The 20720-nt window shown below is 28.3% G+C and carries 19 protein-coding genes; 16 read left to right on the top strand and 3 right to left on the bottom strand.

Annotated elements, in window-relative coordinates:
* Window positions 1-88 precede the first annotated feature (88 nt).
* From Q3223_RS19255 to Q3223_RS19235, 5 genes are all read left to right on the top strand, one after another.
* Window positions 89-973, top strand: coding sequence for a fumarylacetoacetate hydrolase family protein (locus tag Q3223_RS19255; protein ID WP_054269460.1), 885 nt, complete (start codon window positions 89-91; stop codon window positions 971-973).
* 98 nt (window positions 974-1071) lie between these two features.
* Window positions 1072-2247 (top strand): phosphoribosylaminoimidazolecarboxamide formyltransferase, encoded by a 1176-nt coding sequence (locus Q3223_RS19250; protein WP_054269461.1) that lies wholly within the window; start codon window positions 1072-1074, stop codon window positions 2245-2247.
* A 118-nt stretch (window positions 2248-2365) separates the two neighbouring features.
* The gene (locus Q3223_RS19245; RefSeq protein WP_054269462.1) at window positions 2366-3220 is read left to right on the top strand and encodes a hypothetical protein; all 855 of its coding nucleotides are present in this window, start codon (window positions 2366-2368) and stop codon (window positions 3218-3220) included.
* 43 nt (window positions 3221-3263) lie between these two features.
* Window positions 3264-4499, top strand: coding sequence for a glycosyltransferase family 4 protein (locus Q3223_RS19240; RefSeq protein WP_054269463.1), 1236 nt, complete (start codon window positions 3264-3266; stop codon window positions 4497-4499).
* 99 nt (window positions 4500-4598) lie between these two features.
* Window positions 4599-5540: a cell wall-binding repeat-containing protein gene (locus Q3223_RS19235; protein WP_407812414.1), complete on the top strand. Its 942-nt coding sequence runs from the start codon at window positions 4599-4601 to the stop codon at window positions 5538-5540.
* A gap of 125 nt (window positions 5541-5665) precedes the next feature.
* On the opposite strand, the gene Q3223_RS19230 is transcribed toward Q3223_RS19235, so the two are convergent.
* Complete coding sequence (locus Q3223_RS19230; RefSeq protein ID WP_074179215.1) at window positions 5666-6019, bottom strand: GIY-YIG nuclease family protein; 354 nt, start codon at window positions 6017-6019, stop codon at window positions 5666-5668.
* Between the two features lie 279 nt (window positions 6020-6298).
* Between Q3223_RS19230 and Q3223_RS19225 the strand changes: the two genes are divergently transcribed.
* The 5 genes from Q3223_RS19225 (at window position 6299) to Q3223_RS19205 (ending at window position 11132) form a co-directional block, all read left to right on the top strand.
* Entirely contained in the window at window positions 6299-7210 is a 912-nt protein-coding gene (locus Q3223_RS19225; RefSeq protein WP_407812412.1) for a CGNR zinc finger domain-containing protein, read from the top strand.
* A gap of 245 nt (window positions 7211-7455) precedes the next feature.
* Complete coding sequence (locus Q3223_RS19220; protein WP_054269467.1) at window positions 7456-7890, top strand: DUF6323 family protein; 435 nt, start codon at window positions 7456-7458, stop codon at window positions 7888-7890.
* Window positions 7891-7912: 22 nt separating this feature from the next.
* Window positions 7913-9424, top strand: coding sequence for a DUF6179 domain-containing protein (locus Q3223_RS19215; RefSeq protein ID WP_407812411.1), 1512 nt, complete (start codon window positions 7913-7915; stop codon window positions 9422-9424).
* A gap of 81 nt (window positions 9425-9505) precedes the next feature.
* Window positions 9506-10873 carry a M20 family metallopeptidase gene (locus Q3223_RS19210; protein ID WP_407812409.1) on the top strand — a complete coding sequence of 456 codons (1368 nt, stop codon included), beginning with the start codon at window positions 9506-9508 and terminating at the stop codon, window positions 10871-10873.
* A gap of 34 nt (window positions 10874-10907) precedes the next feature.
* Window positions 10908-11132: a NifU family protein gene (locus tag Q3223_RS19205; protein WP_054269470.1), complete on the top strand. Its 225-nt coding sequence runs from the start codon at window positions 10908-10910 to the stop codon at window positions 11130-11132.
* A 117-nt stretch (window positions 11133-11249) separates the two neighbouring features.
* Here the strand turns inward: Q3223_RS19205 and Q3223_RS19200 are convergent, their stop codons facing one another.
* Window positions 11250-11648, bottom strand: a complete 399-nt coding sequence (locus Q3223_RS19200) for an HsmA family protein (protein ID WP_054269471.1) — start codon at window positions 11646-11648, stop codon at window positions 11250-11252.
* A gap of 2 nt (window positions 11649-11650) precedes the next feature.
* Complete coding sequence (locus tag Q3223_RS19195; RefSeq protein ID WP_407812408.1) at window positions 11651-12094, bottom strand: MarR family winged helix-turn-helix transcriptional regulator; 444 nt, start codon at window positions 12092-12094, stop codon at window positions 11651-11653.
* Between the two features lie 317 nt (window positions 12095-12411).
* On the opposite strand from Q3223_RS19195, the gene Q3223_RS19190 reads away from it, so the two are divergent.
* The 6 genes from Q3223_RS19190 (at window position 12412) to Q3223_RS19165 (ending at window position 20701) form a co-directional block, all read left to right on the top strand.
* The gene (locus Q3223_RS19190; RefSeq protein ID WP_235701986.1) at window positions 12412-13398 is read left to right on the top strand and encodes an ABC transporter permease; all 987 of its coding nucleotides are present in this window, start codon (window positions 12412-12414) and stop codon (window positions 13396-13398) included.
* Entirely contained in the window at window positions 13382-14293 is a 912-nt protein-coding gene (locus tag Q3223_RS19185; protein WP_054269473.1) for an ABC transporter permease, read from the top strand. Before Q3223_RS19190 ends, Q3223_RS19185 begins: the two co-directional genes overlap by 17 nt.
* Before the next feature lie 112 nt (window positions 14294-14405).
* A complete protein-coding gene (locus tag Q3223_RS19180) occupies window positions 14406-15974 on the top strand; it encodes an ABC transporter substrate-binding protein (RefSeq protein ID WP_231301026.1) in 1569 nt (522 codons plus the stop codon).
* Window positions 15975-16048: 74 nt separating this feature from the next.
* Window positions 16049-17074 (top strand): ABC transporter ATP-binding protein, encoded by a 1026-nt coding sequence (locus Q3223_RS19175; RefSeq protein WP_231301027.1) that lies wholly within the window; start codon window positions 16049-16051, stop codon window positions 17072-17074.
* A complete protein-coding gene (locus Q3223_RS19170; protein WP_223153314.1) occupies window positions 17067-18011 on the top strand; it encodes an ABC transporter ATP-binding protein in 945 nt (314 codons plus the stop codon). Before Q3223_RS19175 ends, Q3223_RS19170 begins: the two co-directional genes overlap by 8 nt.
* Before the next feature lie 212 nt (window positions 18012-18223).
* Complete coding sequence (locus tag Q3223_RS19165; RefSeq protein WP_407812406.1) at window positions 18224-20701, top strand: sigma 54-interacting transcriptional regulator; 2478 nt, start codon at window positions 18224-18226, stop codon at window positions 20699-20701.
* Window positions 20702-20720: the final 19 nt, after the last annotated feature.

The raw sequence follows: 20720 nt of genomic DNA, 5'->3' as shown, positions 1-20720 counted from the left end.
ATTGACATATAAATATTATCTATTACAATTTATATAAACTGATAAAAATTAAATAATATTAATCAACTTATTGAATGGAGGAATAAAAATGAAATTTGTGACTTTTTGTAGTAGTAATGAAGAAAAAATAGGTGTATTTAATTCAGAAACAAATAGTATATATGAAATAAATAGTTTAGGGTTAAGTAGAATCTATATGGATATGAATGATTTTATTGAAAATGTATCTACAGAAGAGTTAGAAACAATAAAGAAGAATTCATTTGAAAATGTTAAGTGTTATAAATTAGAAGAGGTGAAATTATGTTCTCCAATTGTAAGCCCTAAAAAAGATATAATATGTCTAGGTCTTAACTATAGAGACCATGTCAACGAAATCCCAGATGGAGTTATAAAAAATGTAGTTATGCCAGATTATCCAATTTATTTTTCTAAGAGAGCAGATAAAATAATTGGAGTGGATGATAAGATAAGCTTACATGGAGATTTGGTTGAAAAGTTGGATTATGAATCAGAACTTGCAGTAATTATAGGCAAAGAGGGTATAAACATATCAAAAGAAGATGCCTATGAATATATATTTGGATATACAATAGTGAATGATATAAGTGAAAGAGCACTTCAAGATAAACATGTTCAATGGTTTAGAGGTAAAAGTTTAGATACACATACATCTATGGGACCTTGCATAGTACATAAAGAAGAATTTGAACATCCTTTAAAATTGGATATAAGCAGTGTAGTAAATGGAGAAGTAAGACAAAATTCTAATACAGAATACTTTATATTTGATATACCTACTGTAATAAGTGACTTATCAAGAGGTATGACTTTAAAACCAGGAGATATAATTTCAACTGGGACTCCAGCTGGTGTAGCTATGGGAATGAATCCTCAAGTATATCTAAAACATGGTGATGTAGTTGAATGTAAAGTCGAAGGGATAGGTGTTTTAAAAAATATAGTTGATTAATGGATAAATATGCCATATAATTTTATTAGTACGAATAATTTAATTAATATGTAATTAATCAAATTTATGATTAATTTATTATAGAGAGGGATGAGTATATGGCAAGAGAACTAGAACTAAAGTATGGCTGTAATCCAAATCAAAAACCATCAAAGATTTATATGAAAAATGGAGAACTTCCTATAGAAGTGTTAAATGGGAAGCCTGGATACATAAACTTTTTAGATGCATTTAATAGTTGGCAACTTGTAAAGGAATTAAAAGAAGCTACAGGTCTTCCAGCAGCAACTTCATTTAAACATGTTAGTCCAGCAGGTGCAGCAGTAGGAGTACCTTTATCAGATACTTTAAAGCAAATATATTTTGTTGATGATTTAGAGCTTTCTCCATTAGCTTGTGCTTATGCAATGGCAAGAGGAGCAGATAGAATGTCTTCTTATGGTGATTTTATAGCACTTTCAGATATATGTGATAAAGAAACTGCAACTATTATAGCAAGAGAAGTTTCTGATGGTGTTATAGCTCCAGGGTATACAGATGAAGCTCTTGAGATATTAAAAGGAAAACGTAAAGGAAACTATAATATTGTAAAAATAGATGAAAATTATACTCCTGAGCCTATTGAGACAAAGGATGTTTATGGAATTACTTTTGAACAAGGTAGAAACGAAATATTAATAAATGAAGACCTATTAAAAGACATTCCAACTGATAACAAAATTTTTACAGATAGTGCAAAACGTGATTTAATTATAGCTTTAATAACACTTAAATATACACAATCAAATTCTGTTTGTTATGCTAAAGATGGACAAGTAATAGGGGTAGGCGCAGGTCAACAATCACGTATTCATTGTACTAGACTTGCGGGTAATAAAGCTGATATTTGGTATCTTCGTCAACATCCTAAAGTATTAAATTTAAAATTTAAAAAGGACATAGGTCGTCCAGATAGAGACAATACTATCGATGTATATCTTTCTGATGATTATATGGATGTGCTTGCTGATGGTATATGGCAAACTTTATTTGAAGAAAAGCCAGAGCCTTTAACTGGAGAAGGAAAAAGAGCATGGCTTAAAACTTTAACAGGAGTAGCACTTGGTTCAGATGCATTTTTCCCATTTGGAGATAATATAGAAAGAGCAAAAAGAAGTGGAGTAAGCTTTATAGCACAGCCTGGTGGTTCTATTCGTGATGACAATGTTATATTAACTTGTAATAAATATAATATAGTTATGGCTTTTACTAAAAATAGATTATTCCATCATTAAAATATAAAGCAAATATAGATTAAATTAAAATCTACAACAAGTTTTGTTGTAGATTTTTTTATTTACTGTATAATTTTAAATAGAACTTTATTTTTAGATATTCAATTTGGAGGTTGATATGGCTTTAAATATAAGAGACTATAGCCTATTATGTAGTCAAGGAACAGCTAAATTTAATGAAGATGTGGTTGGCATAAATCCATTTGGTGCATGGGTTTTAGATGGTGCTACAGGACTTAATGGAAAAAACTTAATATCGAATGAAAGTGATGCGAGATGGTATGTTCAGTGGTGGAATAGGTACCTATATAAAAACATAAGCAGAGAAGAATCATTAAAGAGTATTGTTAATAGTGGAATAATAGAGGTAAAAAAAGAGTATGAGCTAAGATTAAATGGGATAAAGGTAGAAAAATTAGATTTGCCATCGAGTTCTATAGCTATCGTAAAATTCCATGAAAATAAGGTAGAGTATTTTTTATTAGGAGATTGTGCATTGTTCATTAAAAATGGTGATTCAAAAGTTATAAAGGATAGAAGTATTTGTAAGTTTGATAATATCGTATTTGATGAGATGAGTAAACTTCCTAACTTGGAAGAAATGACATTTGATGAGATTAAAGCTAGTGTTATGGATACAATAGTAAGCAATCGATTGAAGAAAAATACAAAAGATGGATATTGGATATTGGATTTTGATGAGGAAGCTGTAAAAAATTCTATATATGGATACCTTGAAATAAAAAAAGATTTTCAATTGATGTTGACAAGTGATGGTTTTACAAGTGCATGTGATAGATATAATCTCATAAAAGAAGAAGAATTAATACGTATAGCAGAAAAATTTGGTATAGGATATATACACAATAAGGTAAGAGATTTTGAGGATAACGATTATAAAGCAGTTAAAGTTCCACGATTTAAAGTAAAAGATGATTCGTCTTGCTTATATTTAGATATATATAATGATTAAACTTTATGAAACTATTTAATTTTAGAAGGGAGGTAGATAAAAAATGAAAATTCTTCATATAATAACACAAAAACCAAATAGCACAGGTAGTGGTATATACTTATCTGGCATGATAAAAGGTTTTGAAAAGGTAGGTTACAGGCAAGCTGTAATTGCAGGGGTAGATGTGAATGATGATGTAAATTGTTTTCCAGATGATGTAAGCTTTTATCCAGTAAAGTATAATTGCGGAGAATTAAATTTTCCTGTTGTAGGCATGAGTGACTCCATGCCATATGAAAGTACAAGATATAGAGATTTAAATATAGACATGATAAACAGATTAAAACATCAATTTAAAGTGAATATAGATAGGGTTATGAATGATTTTAAGCCAGATATTATAATATGCCACCATTTATATCTCTTAACTGCATTTGTTAGAGAGATTGTAAAAGATATAAAAGTAATGTCTATCTGTCATGGGACCTGTTTACGACAACTAAATACTATTGATTTAGAAAAAGAATATATAATATCAAATATTAGGAAACTGGACTTAATATTTGCTCTTCATGAAAATCAAAAATATGATATTATAAGGACTTTTGGCATAAGTGAAAGTAAAGTAGTTGTAATTGGTAGTGGTTATAATGATGATATATTTTATAACAAACACTATAAAAGAAAAGATGATAAAATAAAAATAGTATTTGCAGGTAAGATATGCAAATCAAAGGGACTAATTCCATTTATAAAAGCGATATCTAAATTAAAATATCATGAAGATTTAATAGAAGTTAATTTTGCAGGTACTGGAAGTGATATCGAATCATATAATGAGATAGTTAAACTTGCAAGCAAGTCTCCATTCAAGATGAATTTTCTAGGAAAATTGGAGCAGATAGACTTAGCTGAACTATTTAATAGGTCACAGATATTTGTGTTGCCATCGTTTTATGAAGGATTACCAGTTGTTGTTTTAGAAGCTTTATCTTGTGGTACAGATGTGATTACTACTGATATTCTTGGTGTTAAAGAATGGATTGGAAGCGAGATTAATAACTCTGGAAAGATAGAGTATGTTCCTCTACCTTTTATGCAGAATGAAGGTATACCAAAAGAGGAAGAGTTGTATATATTTGAGAATAATCTGTATAATTCTATAGATACTAAAATACAATCTTTGTTAAATGACTCAAATGAGAGGACATCTATAGATATGTCGAAAAAAACTTGGGATGGTTTAGTATATAGGATGAATGAAGTTATTTTAATGGATGAAATGTGTTTGATTTAATACTATTTAATTTATAAAAAATGTAACTATTTTTACACTATTTTTAGGTGATTTTATATTATACTAGTACTAACTATATTTGTTTTAGGGAGGTAATTTATGAGGTTTAGTAAAAAGATATTAGCGTTAGGTATTTCAGCATTATTGTTAAGTGCTAGTTTTCCAGTATCAATAAATGCGCTAGATAAGATTGAAAATATTCAAGGGGTAGATAAATATGAGACAGCTGGGCTTATTTCAGATAAGCAAGATTTTACAACAGCAGTTTTAATTAACTCTGATTCTACGATGGTAGATGGTATCGCTGCTAGCGGTCTTGCAGGAGTAAACAATGCAGCCATTTTATTAACTAACAAGAATGATATACCAGAGGCAACATTGCAAAGATTAAATAGAGTTACTAAGATATATGTAATAGGTGGAGAGAATACTATAAGTAAAGATGTAGAAAAAATGTTACTTATGAGAAGAATGCAAGTTATAAGAATTGATGGAGTAGATAGAGTAGATACAAGTTATAAAATTGCAGGTGAAATAGAAAAAATCAAGAGTAGTGATAAGATGTTTTTAGTAAATGGATTTAAAGATGAAGCTGATGCAGTGAATGTTGCATCTGTTGCGTATAGAGATGGTTCTCCTATAATATTGACAAAAGATATAGCTTCAGCAGAAGAAGATACAGATTTAGACCCATTATTTGGTGTTTCTCCTGTTCCAGTGTATGCTATTGGGGGAGAGTCTACATTAAGCAATTACATAGTGAATAGATATAGAGCAACTAGAATTGGTGGTGTTGATAGATATCAAACTAATAAAAATGTAATTGAAAAGTTCTATAATGGAGCAAAAGAATTTTATGTAACAAGTGGAGATGATTTGGTTTATACACTAGTTGCATCACCACTTGCAAAAAATGTTCCTGTTGTATTGGTTTCAAATAAAAGTGATAAGAGTGTATTAAAGGGAGCTAATAAAGTAACAGCAATAGGTATAAGTGATAAGAATATTATAGAGCAGTGTCTGAATGCTGTAAAAAAGTAATATAATGTTATCAGTAAAGTGAATATATATTACAAAATTAGTATATTATTTATAGTGGTATAGGGTATTTAAGAAACGCATTTTGTTTAAAAGAAATGCGTTTCTTTACTTATATTACATAGTTTTTATATAGAATAAATTTCATAAGAATTATCTTCTTTTAACTTTTCCAACCAAACCATCTCTAAAATATCTAGTTCTTCTAAGTAGTCTTTTTCAGTTTTATTATCATCATGTTTTATAAGTTCTAAGATTTCGAATGTAAAAGCTTTTTCTCCATGTTTTTTCCAATCGTTATTTAAATCTTTTATCATACAGGACCCAGCACTAAGCTGAAATTTGAGGGAGTTAAATTTGCTTTTTATGTCATTGCTCTTTCCTAGGTAAATCTTCTTGGTAATATTGCTTTTTATTATAAATACTCCAGTGTCAAATTTCATTTCTTTATATAGTTGTTTTAATTCACGTTTTCTATCCATATTTTAGATTCCTCTTTTCATAATTTGTTTGTAATATGTAAATATAAAAATATATTACATATTAATTATAAAGAGATTGATTTCAGATGTAAATAGTTTTTATAAATTTAATTATGAGTTAATTGATATAAACAAGGTATTTTAGCCTGATAAGTTTAGTATATATTTTATATTATATAAATATAAAAGAATAGTTGACATAGTAAAAATTATAGAATAAACTTAGAATGTAATAGTAAATTATAATTAAATATTACATTGAGAGGAGGCATACCTATTATGAATAAAAAAATAGAATTAATAGGAAATTTTGCAAGTGACTGGATTAAATATAGTGATTATGAATATAAAATTACTGAAGAAGATGAATTATATATAGTTCCAACTGAAGATGCTGTATTTACTATGTATAATCCATTTGATGTCGCAGATGACATAATAGTAGACATAATTTGTATAGGACAAGAAGCATTGCAAGACATACCAAAAGAGACAAAAGAAATGAGATTAAAAAAAGAAGTACTTGAATTTGTAAAGAAATATGGATTATTGGGCTTAATTTATTCAAGTGTATATAATAGAGACATAGTTGGAGAAGAAAGAGTACTAATGATTGAAAAGAATTATATTACAAAGGATAATATATTGAGTACTGATGAATATGTAAATATGTTTATACCATTTGCAAGTGATGATGATGTGTATTTTAAGAAATACAGAAGAGGTATAGATGTATCAAAAAGAGAAGAGTCACCTAAGTTTTTTGGAAAGAGACCATTAATTTTAGATTTAGTATTTTCAAAGTTTTATACTGAACAATTAGACTGGATTGTAAGTTTTGCTAAGGATATGTGTAGACACTTTAATCAAGTTTGTGTATATAAAAACACATCCAATCTATTAACTGAAAGTGTTACTATCATGTCTGGAGGGTTTAATCCTCAAAAGATAGGTTTTTCCATAAGTCAATTGGATAAACCAACTATTGTGTGGGAATTTGATTCTTTGAAGACTGCAATTGAGACTATATATGCGTTCGCAATTACAAGTGAGCCTCCTTCTTTAAATAAATGTAAGTATTGTGGTAAAATTTATATTCCTACAAATTCCAAATCTCAATATTGTTCACCTTCTTGTAGAAATTGTTCAAATGTAAAGAAAAGTAGAAGTAGAGCTAAAAAAGATAAATAAATTAATAAAGATATCATTGCTTAGAGTTTAATTATAAATAAATGTAAAAAGGTAGTTATAGAAAATTATATATCTGAGTGATGGTATTTTTTTTGAAAAATTTGATTGAGATGTTAATTTTGAATTGACAAAAACTACTTATAATAATACTATTATAAGTAGTGAATGAAATAATTTATACTAATTTAAATATAACATAAAAACACGAAAAAGTCAATAGAAAAATAAAAAAAGGAGAATTTTAAATGATATCACCTATTATTTTGAGTTCTATGCACCAAGGCTTAAAAGAGATAGAAAGGAATGAATTGCTTGAAACTAATGAAGAATCTAAGGCGTATGGTTTAGCACTTTCAGAATCTGATGTAAAAGATATAATAACTTCAAGAAATTATACTTTAAAGGGATATGGCAGAATAGAGTTAGATATAAAAACTACAAAACAATTGATAGAAAACATATACAAATCACAGTTTACAAATATAAACGATTATTTAGAAACTATTAATGATATGCAAGAAATTTTTTATTATTTAAAAAATGAAACTGATGATAAGATATGTGATAATGAAATTATAGAACTACTAGATGAACTTTATGAAAAATTTTCAGGAAATCTAGATAATGTAAGAGGAGAAGCAGATGAATTCGCAAAAAAGTTTAAGTTTGGAGAAGTTTAATCTATGATAGGAGAGAGTAGCTATGTCAAATAATCTAAGCAATATTAATATAAATGAAAAAAATTTAATAAAAAATCAATATTCAATATCTTTGCTTAAGGAATGTCTAGATTGTAAATTAATAGACGAAAGAGAAGTATATAGCATACAGCAAGAAATATCTCTAATACTCATAGATTTAATTAAAAAATATACAAATGGTCAAAGTACATCAGTAAGGACAGAAGTTGCCGAAAAGTTGTTGATTTCATTATGGTATGCTATTGATGCATATATAAATAAGCTAGAAAATTTAGAAAAGAGAGTTGTAGAGCTGACTGCTAAAAATATAAAAAACATGTATCTAGAAGGTATTAAAATATTAGAAAATGATTTAATTGAGTTAGAGAGTTTTTATGAATTAATGATAAATAGAAAGTTAGATACCAACTCAATAGCCTATAATGATACTTTGGTAGAATTATCAAGTTTCTTTAAAAATTATGTTATAAAATTTGAAGCTCATGACGTTCCAGTGAGTATAGATTATCCATTAGCATTAGACGATATGGATGTTCAAGGTATCTATTATGTAAAGAATTATATCGAGAGTATAGACATAGAAAATAGGTTTTGTAATTTATTTAAGAAGAAAGATAGAGAAAAATTATTTTATGATTATGGAGTGACTTATAAAATAGATTGTGATGTTATACTTATAAATTTATTTGAACTTATTATAAACAATTGTATTTTTTCTACGATTTTAGGCAATGAACCAACTAATTTAGAGATTTCAGAATATGAATATGAGTTTTTAGAAAGACAATTTAAAAGCATGTACAATAATAATGTTGAAGATGAAGTTATAGATTATGAAGAAAATAATATAATTGAATTGATTCAGGTGGATAATAATTTAAATTATAATGATTTTGAAGAAATTAATAGAGAAATTAGGAAAAATAAAAAGATAACATCATTACTTATGAAAGCAATTGAAGTGCTGATAAAAAGATTAAACATAGAAGATGAAGTAATGATAAGATATATTAAAAGATATGAAAATATATTTATTGAATCTGTGCTGGGGTCAATAAGGGATGATATTTTTAAAGGTATGATAACTGTAAGTAGTAGTAAAAATGAGTCTTTAGAGAATTATATTATTGATGATGAAAGTAAATTAGATGATGAATCATTTAGAGAGGTATTCAATAAAATATTAGATAGTACATCTATAGTTGAAAAAATAAAGATAATAAAGGAAAATATTAATGCAAAAAAAGATTTTATTGATATCCTAGAAGCTGAATGCTTATTTGAAGAAGAGTATTTAATGCTATTTTCAGAATTAAGCGAATTGGAATTGGCAATATTGGGTAGTGTTGTATTTTATGAAGATATGAGAATGAAAGAAATCAATTTATTAGAGTTTTTAGTAAGTAAGAAATCTGAAACTACATCATGGAAGATTGAATATATTGTTTTTATGAAGAAACAAAATGAAGGGAAGATACATTCTATAGAAGAATATATGAAACAAATTAATTAACAAAAAATTATGAATAAATAGAATGTTAGTATATAATATAATCTGTAAAGTATATCAAAATACATATATCTGGAGGGAATTATGAAAGAGTATATCATAAATAACATTGAAGAAATAAGAGAAGAGCTAATAGATTTGTCTAAAAAAATATGGGAAAATCCAGAACTAGCTTTTGAAGAAAAGTATGCAAGTAACATTCAAAAAGAATACCTAAAATCAAAGGGGTTTGAAATTGAAGAAGTAGAAAATTTACCTACTGGATTTATAGCGAGTTTTGGAAAAGGTAAGCCAGTGATTGGAATACTTGGAGAATATGATGCTTTACCAGAGTTATCACAATCTGTAAGTACAGAAAGAAATCCATTGGTAGAAGGTGAAGCAGGTCATGGATGTGGTCATAATCTATTAGGTGTAGCAGGGGTAGGAGCTGTTGTTTCTGTAAAAAAATTAATAGAAGAAAATAAGTTTAATGGAACAATAAAATATTTTGGTTGTCCTGCTGAAGAAGAAGGGGGAGGAAAGACTTTCATGTGTGTAAATGGATGTTTTGATGATGTAGATTGTGCATTTACATGGCATCCTTTTGATATAAATGCACCTTGGCGAGGTGGAAGTCTAGCAAACTTATCTATTAAATTCAAGTTTAAAGGAATAACAGCACATGCAGCACAAGCTCCACATAATGGTAGAAGTGCACTTGATGCTGTTGAAATTATGAATGTTGGAGCAAATTATTTGAGAGAGCATGTGATTGACTCTATAAGAATGCACTATGTTATAACTAATGGTGGTGGAAGACCTAATGTAGTTCCTGGTTTTGCGGAAAGCTGGTATTTTATTAGAGGTAAAAAAGCAAAGGATGCAGAGCATGTTCTTGATAGATTAGTAAAAGTGGCACAAGGAGCAGCTATGATGACAGAAACTGAAATGGAGTATACAGTTACAGATGGAATATATGATTATATACCAAATCAATGTCTGACTGATTTAGTTTACAATAATATGGTTTTTGTTGGTTGTCCTAAAGCTACTCCTGAAGAAGAAGAATTTGCGAAAAAATTATGTGATACTCTTACTAGAGAGGAAAGACTAGGTGTAGCAACATCATTCCAAAATGATAAATCTATTGTAGATAGTTATATACATCAGAAGATAGCTGATGGAGATAAAGATAAAGGGCTAGCAGGTTCTACTGATGTTGGAGATGTAAGTTATGTTATACCAGTGGCTCAGTTTGCAATGGCAGCATGGCCTGTTGGAATTGCAAGTCATACATGGCAGTCATGTTCATCAGCAGGTTCAAGTATGGGATTTTCTGCTATGATAAATTCAGCTAAAGTGTTGGCTTGTAGTGCTTATGATGTATTTATGAATACTGAAATTATTGATGAAGCAAAAATAGAATTTGATAAATCATTGGATGGACAAAAATTTAAACCATTGGTATAATCTTGATAATAAAATATTTCTGGGGGGAATAATTATGAGAGAAAAAATTGAAAAAGTACTTGAAGAAAAGATAAAACCAGTATTACAAAGAGATGGTGGGGATGTAGAGCTTATAGATGTAAATGAAAATGGAGTAGTTTTAGTTAAACTACAAGGTGCATGTAGTGGATGTCCAGGAGCAACTATGACAATAAAAGCTATTATTGAAAATGTTTTAGTTAGTGAAGTTCCAGGAGTAACTCAAGTATTAGGTGTTTAATAAATAGATTTTATATATAAGTGTACATAAATCAATTTAAAAAGTGATGTATAAAAAGTGTGTAAGTATATATTTAATTTCTTACACACTTTTTTTTAATATTCTATTATACATCCATTATCCAGCCATGCCAATAAACATACCTATAAAGTATGGAATTAACCATATAGCCCACACGACTATACTAAACTTGTGGAAGAATTTTTTCTTTTCTTCATCATCTTTGTATAGAACAAAAGTAGCCCAACCTGCATGAAAAAGCATAAGCACGATTGCAAGAAGACCTGTTATACTATGAAGGCTTTGAGATAAAGCGGATTTTACATAGAATGTGTTACTATTAGCTATGTTACTCATGGTAAAGGTTCCTAATGTATCAAATATCAAACCAAGCCAAAATATGATTACATGTTTCTTCTTTAAAATTTTAGCCTTTCTTTCTCCAAATACACCTATAGTGTAGAAAATTAATGCTGATGTTATAAATACTATTGCAAGTATTAATTTAGAATTCATAATTATCTCTCCTTTATCTTTGTTAATATATTTCTAAGATTTTTTACTAAGTCATTTAATTCTTGTTCATCACAGTTTTTAAATATATCATTAAAACTTTCTTGCATTTTAGTTTTAAAGTTTGTTGCAAATTCAAGCCCTGTCTTCGTGAACTTAACATATGTATTTCTTTTATCCTCAGATTTTTTGAATTTTTCTATATAGCCAATATGTTCTAGTCTGCTGATTATACCTGAAACTGTACCTTTAGCTAGAGACATTTCATCACATAATTGTGATATTGTAAGTTCTTGATTATGAGCTATTAGCTTTATAACTATAATCTGTTGATGTGTTAATCCATTTTCTTTAAAATTTTCTTCTACTGTGTACATAGTTTTAGAATAGAGTTCTTTTAAAAGCATAGCTATTCTAAAACAATCATAATTAGTTTTCAATAAAATCACCTCTTAAATGGTTTGCATAGAAACTAATATAATATAATTTATCAATATAGTCAACCTAAAAATTTATGATTTTATAATAAACGCTAGAAAATAGAACATAAAAATTTTATTTTAGGTATAAATAAAACAATTTGATGAAATTTTAACAATTTTTAAAAAGTTTGTTTACACAGTTAATAAATGATGCTAAAATTAATTCATAGATAAATATTGAAAATTTAATTTGTTTAATGATAATAGAACCACGAAGGTTTTAACGTTACTTGACGTTTACTTTTATGTGGTTTTTTTTATTGAAACAAAGGGGGAATAGGGGTTTGTTAAAGGATATACTTAAAAAGTTGTTGCAGTTTATTTTAGTAATGTTTTTATTATCTTTTGTTGTTTTTTACATGGCAAGACTTGCTCCAGGAGACCCATTAATCTCTTACTATGGAGATGGTGTAGAAAGAATGAGCATTCAGGAAAAAGAAAATGCTATGAAAAAACTTGGTTTGGATGAACCAATATATAGCCAATATATAAAATGGATTTCGGATGCGTCAAAAGGAGAATTTGGAATTTCATTTAAATATAAACAAAATGTTACTTCTGTTATAAATGATGTCTATATAAATACCATAATATTAGGTGGTTCAGGGTATATACTTACCTTTGTGCTAGCCTTATTGTTAGGAATATTTTGTACACTACATGAAGATAAGCTCATTGATAGAATTATATGTAAGCTAGGAACAATAACAAACTGTATTCCATCATTTTGGGTTGCTTTAGTACTTATACTTATATTTAGTATAAACTTAAGTGTACTTCCAAGCAGTGGTGCCTATGCAATGGGAGAAGAAAGCAACATATTAAGTAGGGTATCACATCTAATCTTACCTCTTACAGTACTTATATTAAGTCATTTATGGTATTACACATATATGATAAGAAATAAATTGCTAGAAGAAATAAGAGAAGATTATGTACTGTTATGTAAGGCAAAAGGTTTAAATAATAGAACCATTGTTTTTAAGCATTGCCTGAGAAATATAATGCCATCGTATATCAGTATAATGGCCATTTCAATACCTCACATATTGGGAGGAACTTATGTAGTTGAAAAAGTTTTTTCTTACCCAGGGTTAGGAACTCTTTGTTTTGAAAGTGCAAAGTATCATGATTATAATATGTTATTAGTTTTATGTCTAATAACAGGGGCTTTAGTAGTATTTGGTAATATGTTAGCTCAAATTATAAACAATAAAATAGACCCTAGAATGAAATATGATAGAGGTGATGCTAATGAAGCCACAATGTAGTGATTTTGAAATTGTAGGAGAAAATTATATTTTAGTAGAAGAAGATGAACATATAGAAAAAAGGAAAACCTTATTTGAAAAAATTAAAGAATTACCATATATATCAATTATAATTTTGTCAATTATAGTTATTGGAAGTGTATTTTCATCTTTCATAATGACACATGAACCAACATACATGGATTTAGTAAGCTCTAACTTAGCTCCAAATAAAACTTTTTTATTTGGAACAGACTCAATGGGTAGAGATATATATTCTATGATATGGTATGGAGGAAAAATATCTTTATTTATAGGATTGTTTTCTACCATAATATCAACTGCTATAGGAATTATTTATGGCAGTCTAAGTGGTTTAGCGTCCGAACTTGTAGATGATGCAATGATGAGATTTACAGAGATTATACTTAGTATACCTTCAATATTAATCATAATATTTGTACAGGCTATACTTGGAAACTCAAATCCAATATCTATGTCTATAGTAATAGGTATAACGAGCTGGATGAATATATCTAAGATTGTAAGAACAGAGGTTAGACAAATAAGAAATAGCGAATATATACTAGCAGCTAAAAGTATGGGAGGAGGATTCTTCTATACATTAAAACAGCACTTACTTCCAAACTTTGTAGCATCAATAATGTTTATGGTTGTAACAAACATAGGTGCAGCTATTGGGACTGAATCAACACTTAGTTTTTTAGGTATAGGTCTTCCAATAGAAATTGTTTCTTGGGGAAGTATGTTATCTTTATCAGAAGAAGCACTACTTTCAAATAGATGGTGGATTATACTTATTCCAGGTATATTTTTGGTTACTACATTAGTGTGTATAACTAATATAGGGAATTATGTAAGAAAAAATAATAATAAAAAATCTAGTAATTTATAAATCAGCATTTGAGCACTAAATAAACAAATACTGAGGTATTTGAAATATCTATTTAAATAAATGGGGTCAAAGCTTTGAAAAATACTTTATAAAAAGCAAAAGGGGGAGCATCATGAAATTAAAGAAGTTAAAAGTTTTAAGTTTAGTAATGATACTTAGTCTAATGGCAGGTTGTTCTAGTGGAGGAGACAAAGATAAAAAAGCAGATACATCTAAAGGTGGAAAGGTACTTGTTTATGGAAGTAATGACTATACAAGTATAAATCCTGCACTATATGAACATGGAGAAATAAATTCATTAATATTTAATGGATTAACAGCTCATGATGAAAACAATAAAGTAGTTCCTTGTCTAGCAAAGGACTGGAAATTTGATGAGGCAACAAATACATATACTTTTAATTTAAGAGATGATGTTAAGTGGCATGATGGAGAGAAATTTACAGCAAATGATGTTAAGTTTACAATAGAAACTATAATGAAGCCAGACAATGCTTCTGAAATAGCATCAAATTATGAAGATATAACAAAAATTGATGTAGTTAATGATACTACTATAAAAATTACTTTAAAAGCTCCAAATACAGCAATGCTTGATTATTTGACAGTAGGAATATTACCAAAACATGCATTAGAAGGTAAAGATATAACTACTGATGAATTTAATCAAAAACCAATAGGAACTGGACCATTTAAACTTGAAAAATGGGATAAAGGTCAAAGTATAACACTTGTTAAAAATAGTGATTATTTTGTAAAAGAGCCAGGTTTAGATAAAGTAGTATTTAAAATCGTTCCAGATGATAAGGCTAAAGCAATGCAATTGAAATCAGGAGAATTAGACTTAGCTCAAGTAACTCCTAAAGACATGTCTAACTTTGAAAAAGATGAAAAGAACTTTAAAGTAAATATAATGAAAACAGCAGACTATAGAGGTATATTGTACAATTTTAACTCTAAGTTCTTTAAAGATGAAAAAACTAAAGGATTACCAAATGCTTTAAGTTATGCAATAGATAGAAAAGCAATAGTTGATAGTGTGTTATTAGGGCATGGTGTGCCAGCGTATTCACCTTTACAAATGGGACCATATAACAACCCTGATATAGAAAAGTTTGAATATAATCCAGAAAAAGCTAAACAAGAAATTGAAAAGCTAGGATGGAAGTTAGGTTCTGATGGAATTTATGAAAAAGAAGGTACTAAACTAGCTTTTGAAATAACAGCAGGTGAGAGTGACCAAGTTAGAGTTGATATGGCTAAAATATGTGCACAACAGTTAAAAGAAATAGGTGTGGATGCTAAAGCTGTGGTTGTAACTGAAACAGATTGGGCTAATCAAGATGCTCATTTAATCGGTTGGGGAAGTCCATTTGACCCAGATGACCACACATATAAAGTGTTTGGAACAGATAAAGGTGCAAATTACAGTGCTTACTCTAATCCTGCCATAGATAAAATACTTCAAAAAGCAAGAGAAACAGAAAATAAAGATGAAAAATTAAAATTATATAAACAATTCCAAGAAGAAATGACTAAAGATATGCCTTATACATTTATTGCTTACATAGATGCAATCTATGTTGGAAAACCAAATATCAAAGGGCTAACACCTGATACAGTTCTAGGTCATCATGGTGTAGGTATATTCTGGAACATAGCTGATTGGACAATTGAATAATATTTAAATTAATTAGAAACCTTAGGGATATAAATACATCCCTAGGGTTTGAATAGCATAGGGGTTGATGGTTTTTGGAACATTTATTGGAGGTTAATAATCTATCTGTAAGTTTTAAAGTAGAAGAAGGAGAAGTGCAGGCTGTAAGAAATGTATCTTTTAATCTAAAAAAAGGTGAAACACTTGCTATAGTTGGAGAATCTGGTTGTGGGAAATCAGTATTATGTAAGAGTTTGATGAGGATACTCCCATATAATGGATATATTAAAAATGGAGAGATTTTACTTAAATCAAATGACTTGGTTAAAAACTCTGAAAAAGAGATGGAGTCTATCAGAGGGAAGAATATATCAATGATATTTCAAGACCCTATGACATCTCTTAATCCAACTATATCAATAGGAAAGCAAATATCAGAAACTATAGTGATTCATCAAGGTATAAGTAAAAGTGAGGCTAAAAAAAAGGCTTTGGAACTTATTGAATTGGTTGGAATAGATAATCCAGAAAAAAGATTTAAACAATTTCCACATCATTTTTCTGGTGGAATGAGACAACGTATAGTAATAGCTATAGCACTTGCTTGTAATCCAGAAGTATTGATTGCTGATGAACCTACAACAGCTCTAGATGTAACTATACAAGCTCAAATAATTGACCTAATAAAAGATTTACAAGATAAGATAGGTCTATCAATAATATTTATAACTCATGATTTAGGTGTAGTTGCAACTATAGCTAATAGAATAGCAGTCATGTATGCAGGAAAGATTGTAGAAATTGGAACAGTAGAAGATATATTTTATGACCCTAGGCATCCATATACTTGGGGCTTGTTAGGCTCATTACCTACTTTAGATTCACAGGATGATTATTTATATAATATACCTGGAATGCCCCCAAACTTATTGAATCCTCCAAAAGGAGATGCATTTGCAGTAAGGAATAAAAATGCTCTTAAAATAGATTATGAAAAAGAACCACCAATGTTTAAAATTAATGATACACATAGTGCAGCAACTTGGTTATTGCATCCAGATGCACCTAAAGTAGATATACCAGTTAGAGTAAATTGTGGAAGGGTGATTTCTAATGAATAGAGAAAAAATACTAGAAATAAAAAACTTAAAACAATATTTTCATTTGGATAAAAGTACTACTGTAAAAGCTGTTGATGATATAAGTTTTGATATATATAAAGGCGAGATATTTGGATTAGTAGGAGAGTCAGGTTCAGGAAAATCAACAACTGGTAAAACTATAATAAGATTACATGAATCTACTGGTGGAGAAGTAATTTACAAAGGAAATTGTATCTCAGATAAAAAAACGTATAAATTTATAAAAAAAGATGTAAATAAAAGCATGCAGATTATTTTTCAAGATTCTACTTCATCATTAAATCCACGTATGACAATTGCAGATATAATTTCAGAACCACTAAAAATTCAAGGTGTCTGTAAAAATAAAACAGAGAGAATGAGTAAAGTATATGAGATGTTAAATCTAGTTGGACTTGATAGAAGTTATGCAAATAAGTATCCTTCTGATTTTTCAGGTGGGCAAAGACAGCGTATTGGCATAGCACGAGCTCTTTCAGTAGACCCAGAATTTATAATAGCTGATGAACCTATAGCTTCTTTAGATGTATCTATACAAGCGCAAATTGTAAATTTATTTAAGAAATTACAACAAGAAAAGAATTTAACTTGTTTATTTATAGCTCATGATTTATCTATGGTTAGACATATTAGTGACCGTATAGGAGTTATGTATAATGGAAAATTAGTGGAATTAGCAAGTTCAAATGAATTATATAATAATCCTATTCATCCATATACAAAATCTTTACTTTCTGCGATTCCTATTCCTGACCCTAAATATGCTAAGTCAAGAAATAGAGTAGAGTATAATTCTAATGTATGTGACTGTTTAAATGAGAAGTCATTGAGTTGGATTGAAGTTTCAGATGGTCATTTTGTATATTCTTCTAAATCAGAGATAAATAAATATCAAGAAAATTTAAAAGTTGTTTAGTATAAAGTCACTCTAAGTAATGACTAGTTGTTTTAACTGTGAATTAAAAGCCTGTTTTTGGATAAATTTTAGAACCATTCCAAAAATAGGTTTTTTTATTCCCGTTTTTCAAATATAATAAAATTAAAAACAACAAAAATATATTATTCATAAGATAAAATAAAATTTAAGAATAGATTAATAAGAGATTACAAATGTGGGGGGAGGTTGTAATGATATATAAGAAAGATAAAGTAATGGAAGTTTTAAAAGCATTATATAGGGAAAATGGGAAAGGAATTACAGCTAATCGATTATCAGAAAAAACTGGAATTGCAAGAAACAATATAAGTACATATTTGAACCAATTGTTCAATGAAGGTATGGTTACAAAGATAAAAGGAAAACCAGTATATTATGTTCCTGCAAATGTTAGTATTAATGAAGAAGAGTTGCTTGATATAGAAAAAGAAATAAAAATAGAAACTAAAATAAAAAAAGATAGTTTTGAAACCTTAATAGGTAAAACGCAAAGTTTAAGACCTATAATAGAAAAATGTAAAGTTGCAATGCTCTATCCTACAAATGGACTCCATACCATTATCTATGGAGAAACAGGAGTAGGAAAAAGTATGATTGCTAGGTACATGTATGATTATTCTATAGATAGTGGAATTAGAGAAGATAAAGCACCCTTTATAACATTTAACTGTGCAGATTATGCAAATAACCCACAATTACTTATGGGACATGTTTTTGGAGTGGAACAAGGTGCTTACACAGGAGCAGAATCTTCAAGAAAGGGACTTTTAGAAATTGCAAATGGAGGGATATTATTTTTAGATGAAATTCATAGATTACCAGCAGAAGGTCAAGAGATGTTGTTTACTTTTATAGATAAGGGAACATTTAAAAGGTTAGGAGATGCGACTAAGGAAAGAGAGTCTGAGGTATTAATAATATGTGCTACTACAGAAAATCCAACATCAACACTGTTAGATACATTTAATAGAAGAATACCTATGAAAATAGAAATACCTTCATTGAGAAATAGAACCATGATTGAAAGAATGGAATTAGTTAAAAACTTTTTTAAGCAAGAATCAAAAAGTATTTCTATTTCTATAAAAGTACATAGGGAAATAATTAAATCATTACTACTTTATGATTGTAAAAATAATGTAGGTCAACTTCAAAATGATATAAAGTTAGCTGTTGCAAATGGATACTTAAGATATAAAATAAACAATAAAGAACCAATTTATATAGAGAAAAAATACTTTGATAAGTCGATAAATGAAGTGAATGATGATTATAGAGATAAGTCTATTAAAGCAGATGAAGTTATAACACATGGAATAGAATTCTTTTTATTTACACCATTTGGGGAAGAAGAAATTATTAACTATAATATGAACATTATTAATACAGTAAGTTCCAATCTTAATGAGTCTGTAGAAATGAATATAGCAGATAACTCATTATTTAATGATGTTAAGTTTAAAAATATGTGTAAAGTAATAAGACAAATTATTAAGGAAGATGAAGAAATAAATATAAATGAATCAATATTTAGGTCAATGGCAATATACATAAAAAATGTATTAGATAAAAATAATTCTACAAACAATATAGACTTAAATCAAATTAGAAGAAATAATAGAAGTGAATTTAGGACAGCCTTGAAAATAGTTGGAATAATTGAGAATGAATTTGATTTATTTTTATCTATAGAAACTGTAGCATATATTACATTATTTATAGTACAAGCTAAACAAGATGAGCAAAATAAAATAATGAATAACTTTAATATCATAGTTACAATGCATGGGGAAACTACAGCAAGTAGTATGGTGAAAGCAGTTAGTGATATTATTGGAGAATGTAATGCTATTTCATTTGATATGAAGTTGGATAAAAGTTATGAAAGAGTAATTATAGATTTTAAAAGATTGATTAATAACATAGACAATAAAGATATACTACTATTTACAGATATGGGCTCATTAAATTCTTTTGATGAAATTATAAAAAATGAAAAAAAGTGTGATGTAAGAGTAGTTCCTATGGTGACCACATTAACTGTGTTAGAAGCAGTTCAAAAAGCTAACATGGGGCTATCATTAAATGATGTATATAATTCTATTGTCAATACAAGAAAGTACTATTTTGGAGCTAATGAAATTCAAAATAAAGAAAACTTATCTAAAACAATTATTATAGCATCGCATGTTTCAGAAGGTGTAGATAACAAGACAAGAAAAATACTAGAAGAAAAAATGAATAGGTATTTAGATGGAATAGATATTATATCTGTACCATATAAAACAGAAAAAGATTTAAGTTTAAATATTGCAAAACTAAAAGAAAGTAGTAATGTTGTAGCATTAATCAATGAACAAAGAATTAATGTTAAAGGGATTGACTATGTCAGCAAAAAAGATATAGATAAAGATGAAAATATAAATAAATTAAAAAATATTATAAAGATAAGTATTGGTTATGATGATGTAGTTGAAGGACTAAGAACATCTTTAAAAAATTCTAATTATAATAGAATATTTAAGGATATAAAATCTGTGTCTGATGAGCTATTTTTGATATTTAATGTAGAAAAAAAATATGACAAAGTAATTGGGCTTATGATGCATTTGGCTTTCATGGTAGATGGATTAATTGGAAATACTAGAGCAATTGAACAGCTTGATTAAAAAATAGCTACGCACACTT

The organism is Clostridioides sp. GD02367 (genome assembly GCF_045900275.1).
In the GTDB taxonomy this organism is placed as follows: Bacteria; Bacillota; Clostridia; order Peptostreptococcales; family Peptostreptococcaceae; genus Clostridioides; species Clostridioides difficile_A.
Note: the sequence above shows the minus strand (reverse complement) of the source record. Positions and strands in the feature narration are given on the sequence as shown.

Coding starts and splice junctions, on each gene's coding strand:
- Q3223_RS19255 (WP_054269460.1), top strand. CDS start 89: ATGAAATTTGTGACTTTTTGTAGTAGTAATGAAGAAAAAATAGGTGTA.
- Q3223_RS19250 (WP_054269461.1), top strand. CDS start 1,072: ATGGCAAGAGAACTAGAACTAAAGTATGGCTGTAATCCAAATCAAAAA.
- Q3223_RS19245 (WP_054269462.1), top strand. CDS start 2,366: ATGGCTTTAAATATAAGAGACTATAGCCTATTATGTAGTCAAGGAACA.
- Q3223_RS19240 (WP_054269463.1), top strand. CDS start 3,264: ATGAAAATTCTTCATATAATAACACAAAAACCAAATAGCACAGGTAGT.
- Q3223_RS19235 (WP_407812414.1), top strand. CDS start 4,599: ATGAGGTTTAGTAAAAAGATATTAGCGTTAGGTATTTCAGCATTATTG.
- Q3223_RS19230 (WP_074179215.1), bottom strand. CDS start 6,019: ATGGATAGAAAACGTGAATTAAAACAACTATATAAAGAAATGAAATTT.
- Q3223_RS19225 (WP_407812412.1), top strand. CDS start 6,299: ATGAATAAAAAAATAGAATTAATAGGAAATTTTGCAAGTGACTGGATT.
- Q3223_RS19220 (WP_054269467.1), top strand. CDS start 7,456: ATGATATCACCTATTATTTTGAGTTCTATGCACCAAGGCTTAAAAGAG.
- Q3223_RS19215 (WP_407812411.1), top strand. CDS start 7,913: ATGTCAAATAATCTAAGCAATATTAATATAAATGAAAAAAATTTAATA.
- Q3223_RS19210 (WP_407812409.1), top strand. CDS start 9,506: ATGAAAGAGTATATCATAAATAACATTGAAGAAATAAGAGAAGAGCTA.
- Q3223_RS19205 (WP_054269470.1), top strand. CDS start 10,908: ATGAGAGAAAAAATTGAAAAAGTACTTGAAGAAAAGATAAAACCAGTA.
- Q3223_RS19200 (WP_054269471.1), bottom strand. CDS start 11,648: ATGAATTCTAAATTAATACTTGCAATAGTATTTATAACATCAGCATTA.
- Q3223_RS19185 (WP_054269473.1), top strand. CDS start 13,382: ATGAAGCCACAATGTAGTGATTTTGAAATTGTAGGAGAAAATTATATT.
- Q3223_RS19180 (WP_231301026.1), top strand. CDS start 14,406: ATGAAATTAAAGAAGTTAAAAGTTTTAAGTTTAGTAATGATACTTAGT.
- Q3223_RS19170 (WP_223153314.1), top strand. CDS start 17,067: ATGAATAGAGAAAAAATACTAGAAATAAAAAACTTAAAACAATATTTT.
- Q3223_RS19165 (WP_407812406.1), top strand. CDS start 18,224: ATGATATATAAGAAAGATAAAGTAATGGAAGTTTTAAAAGCATTATAT.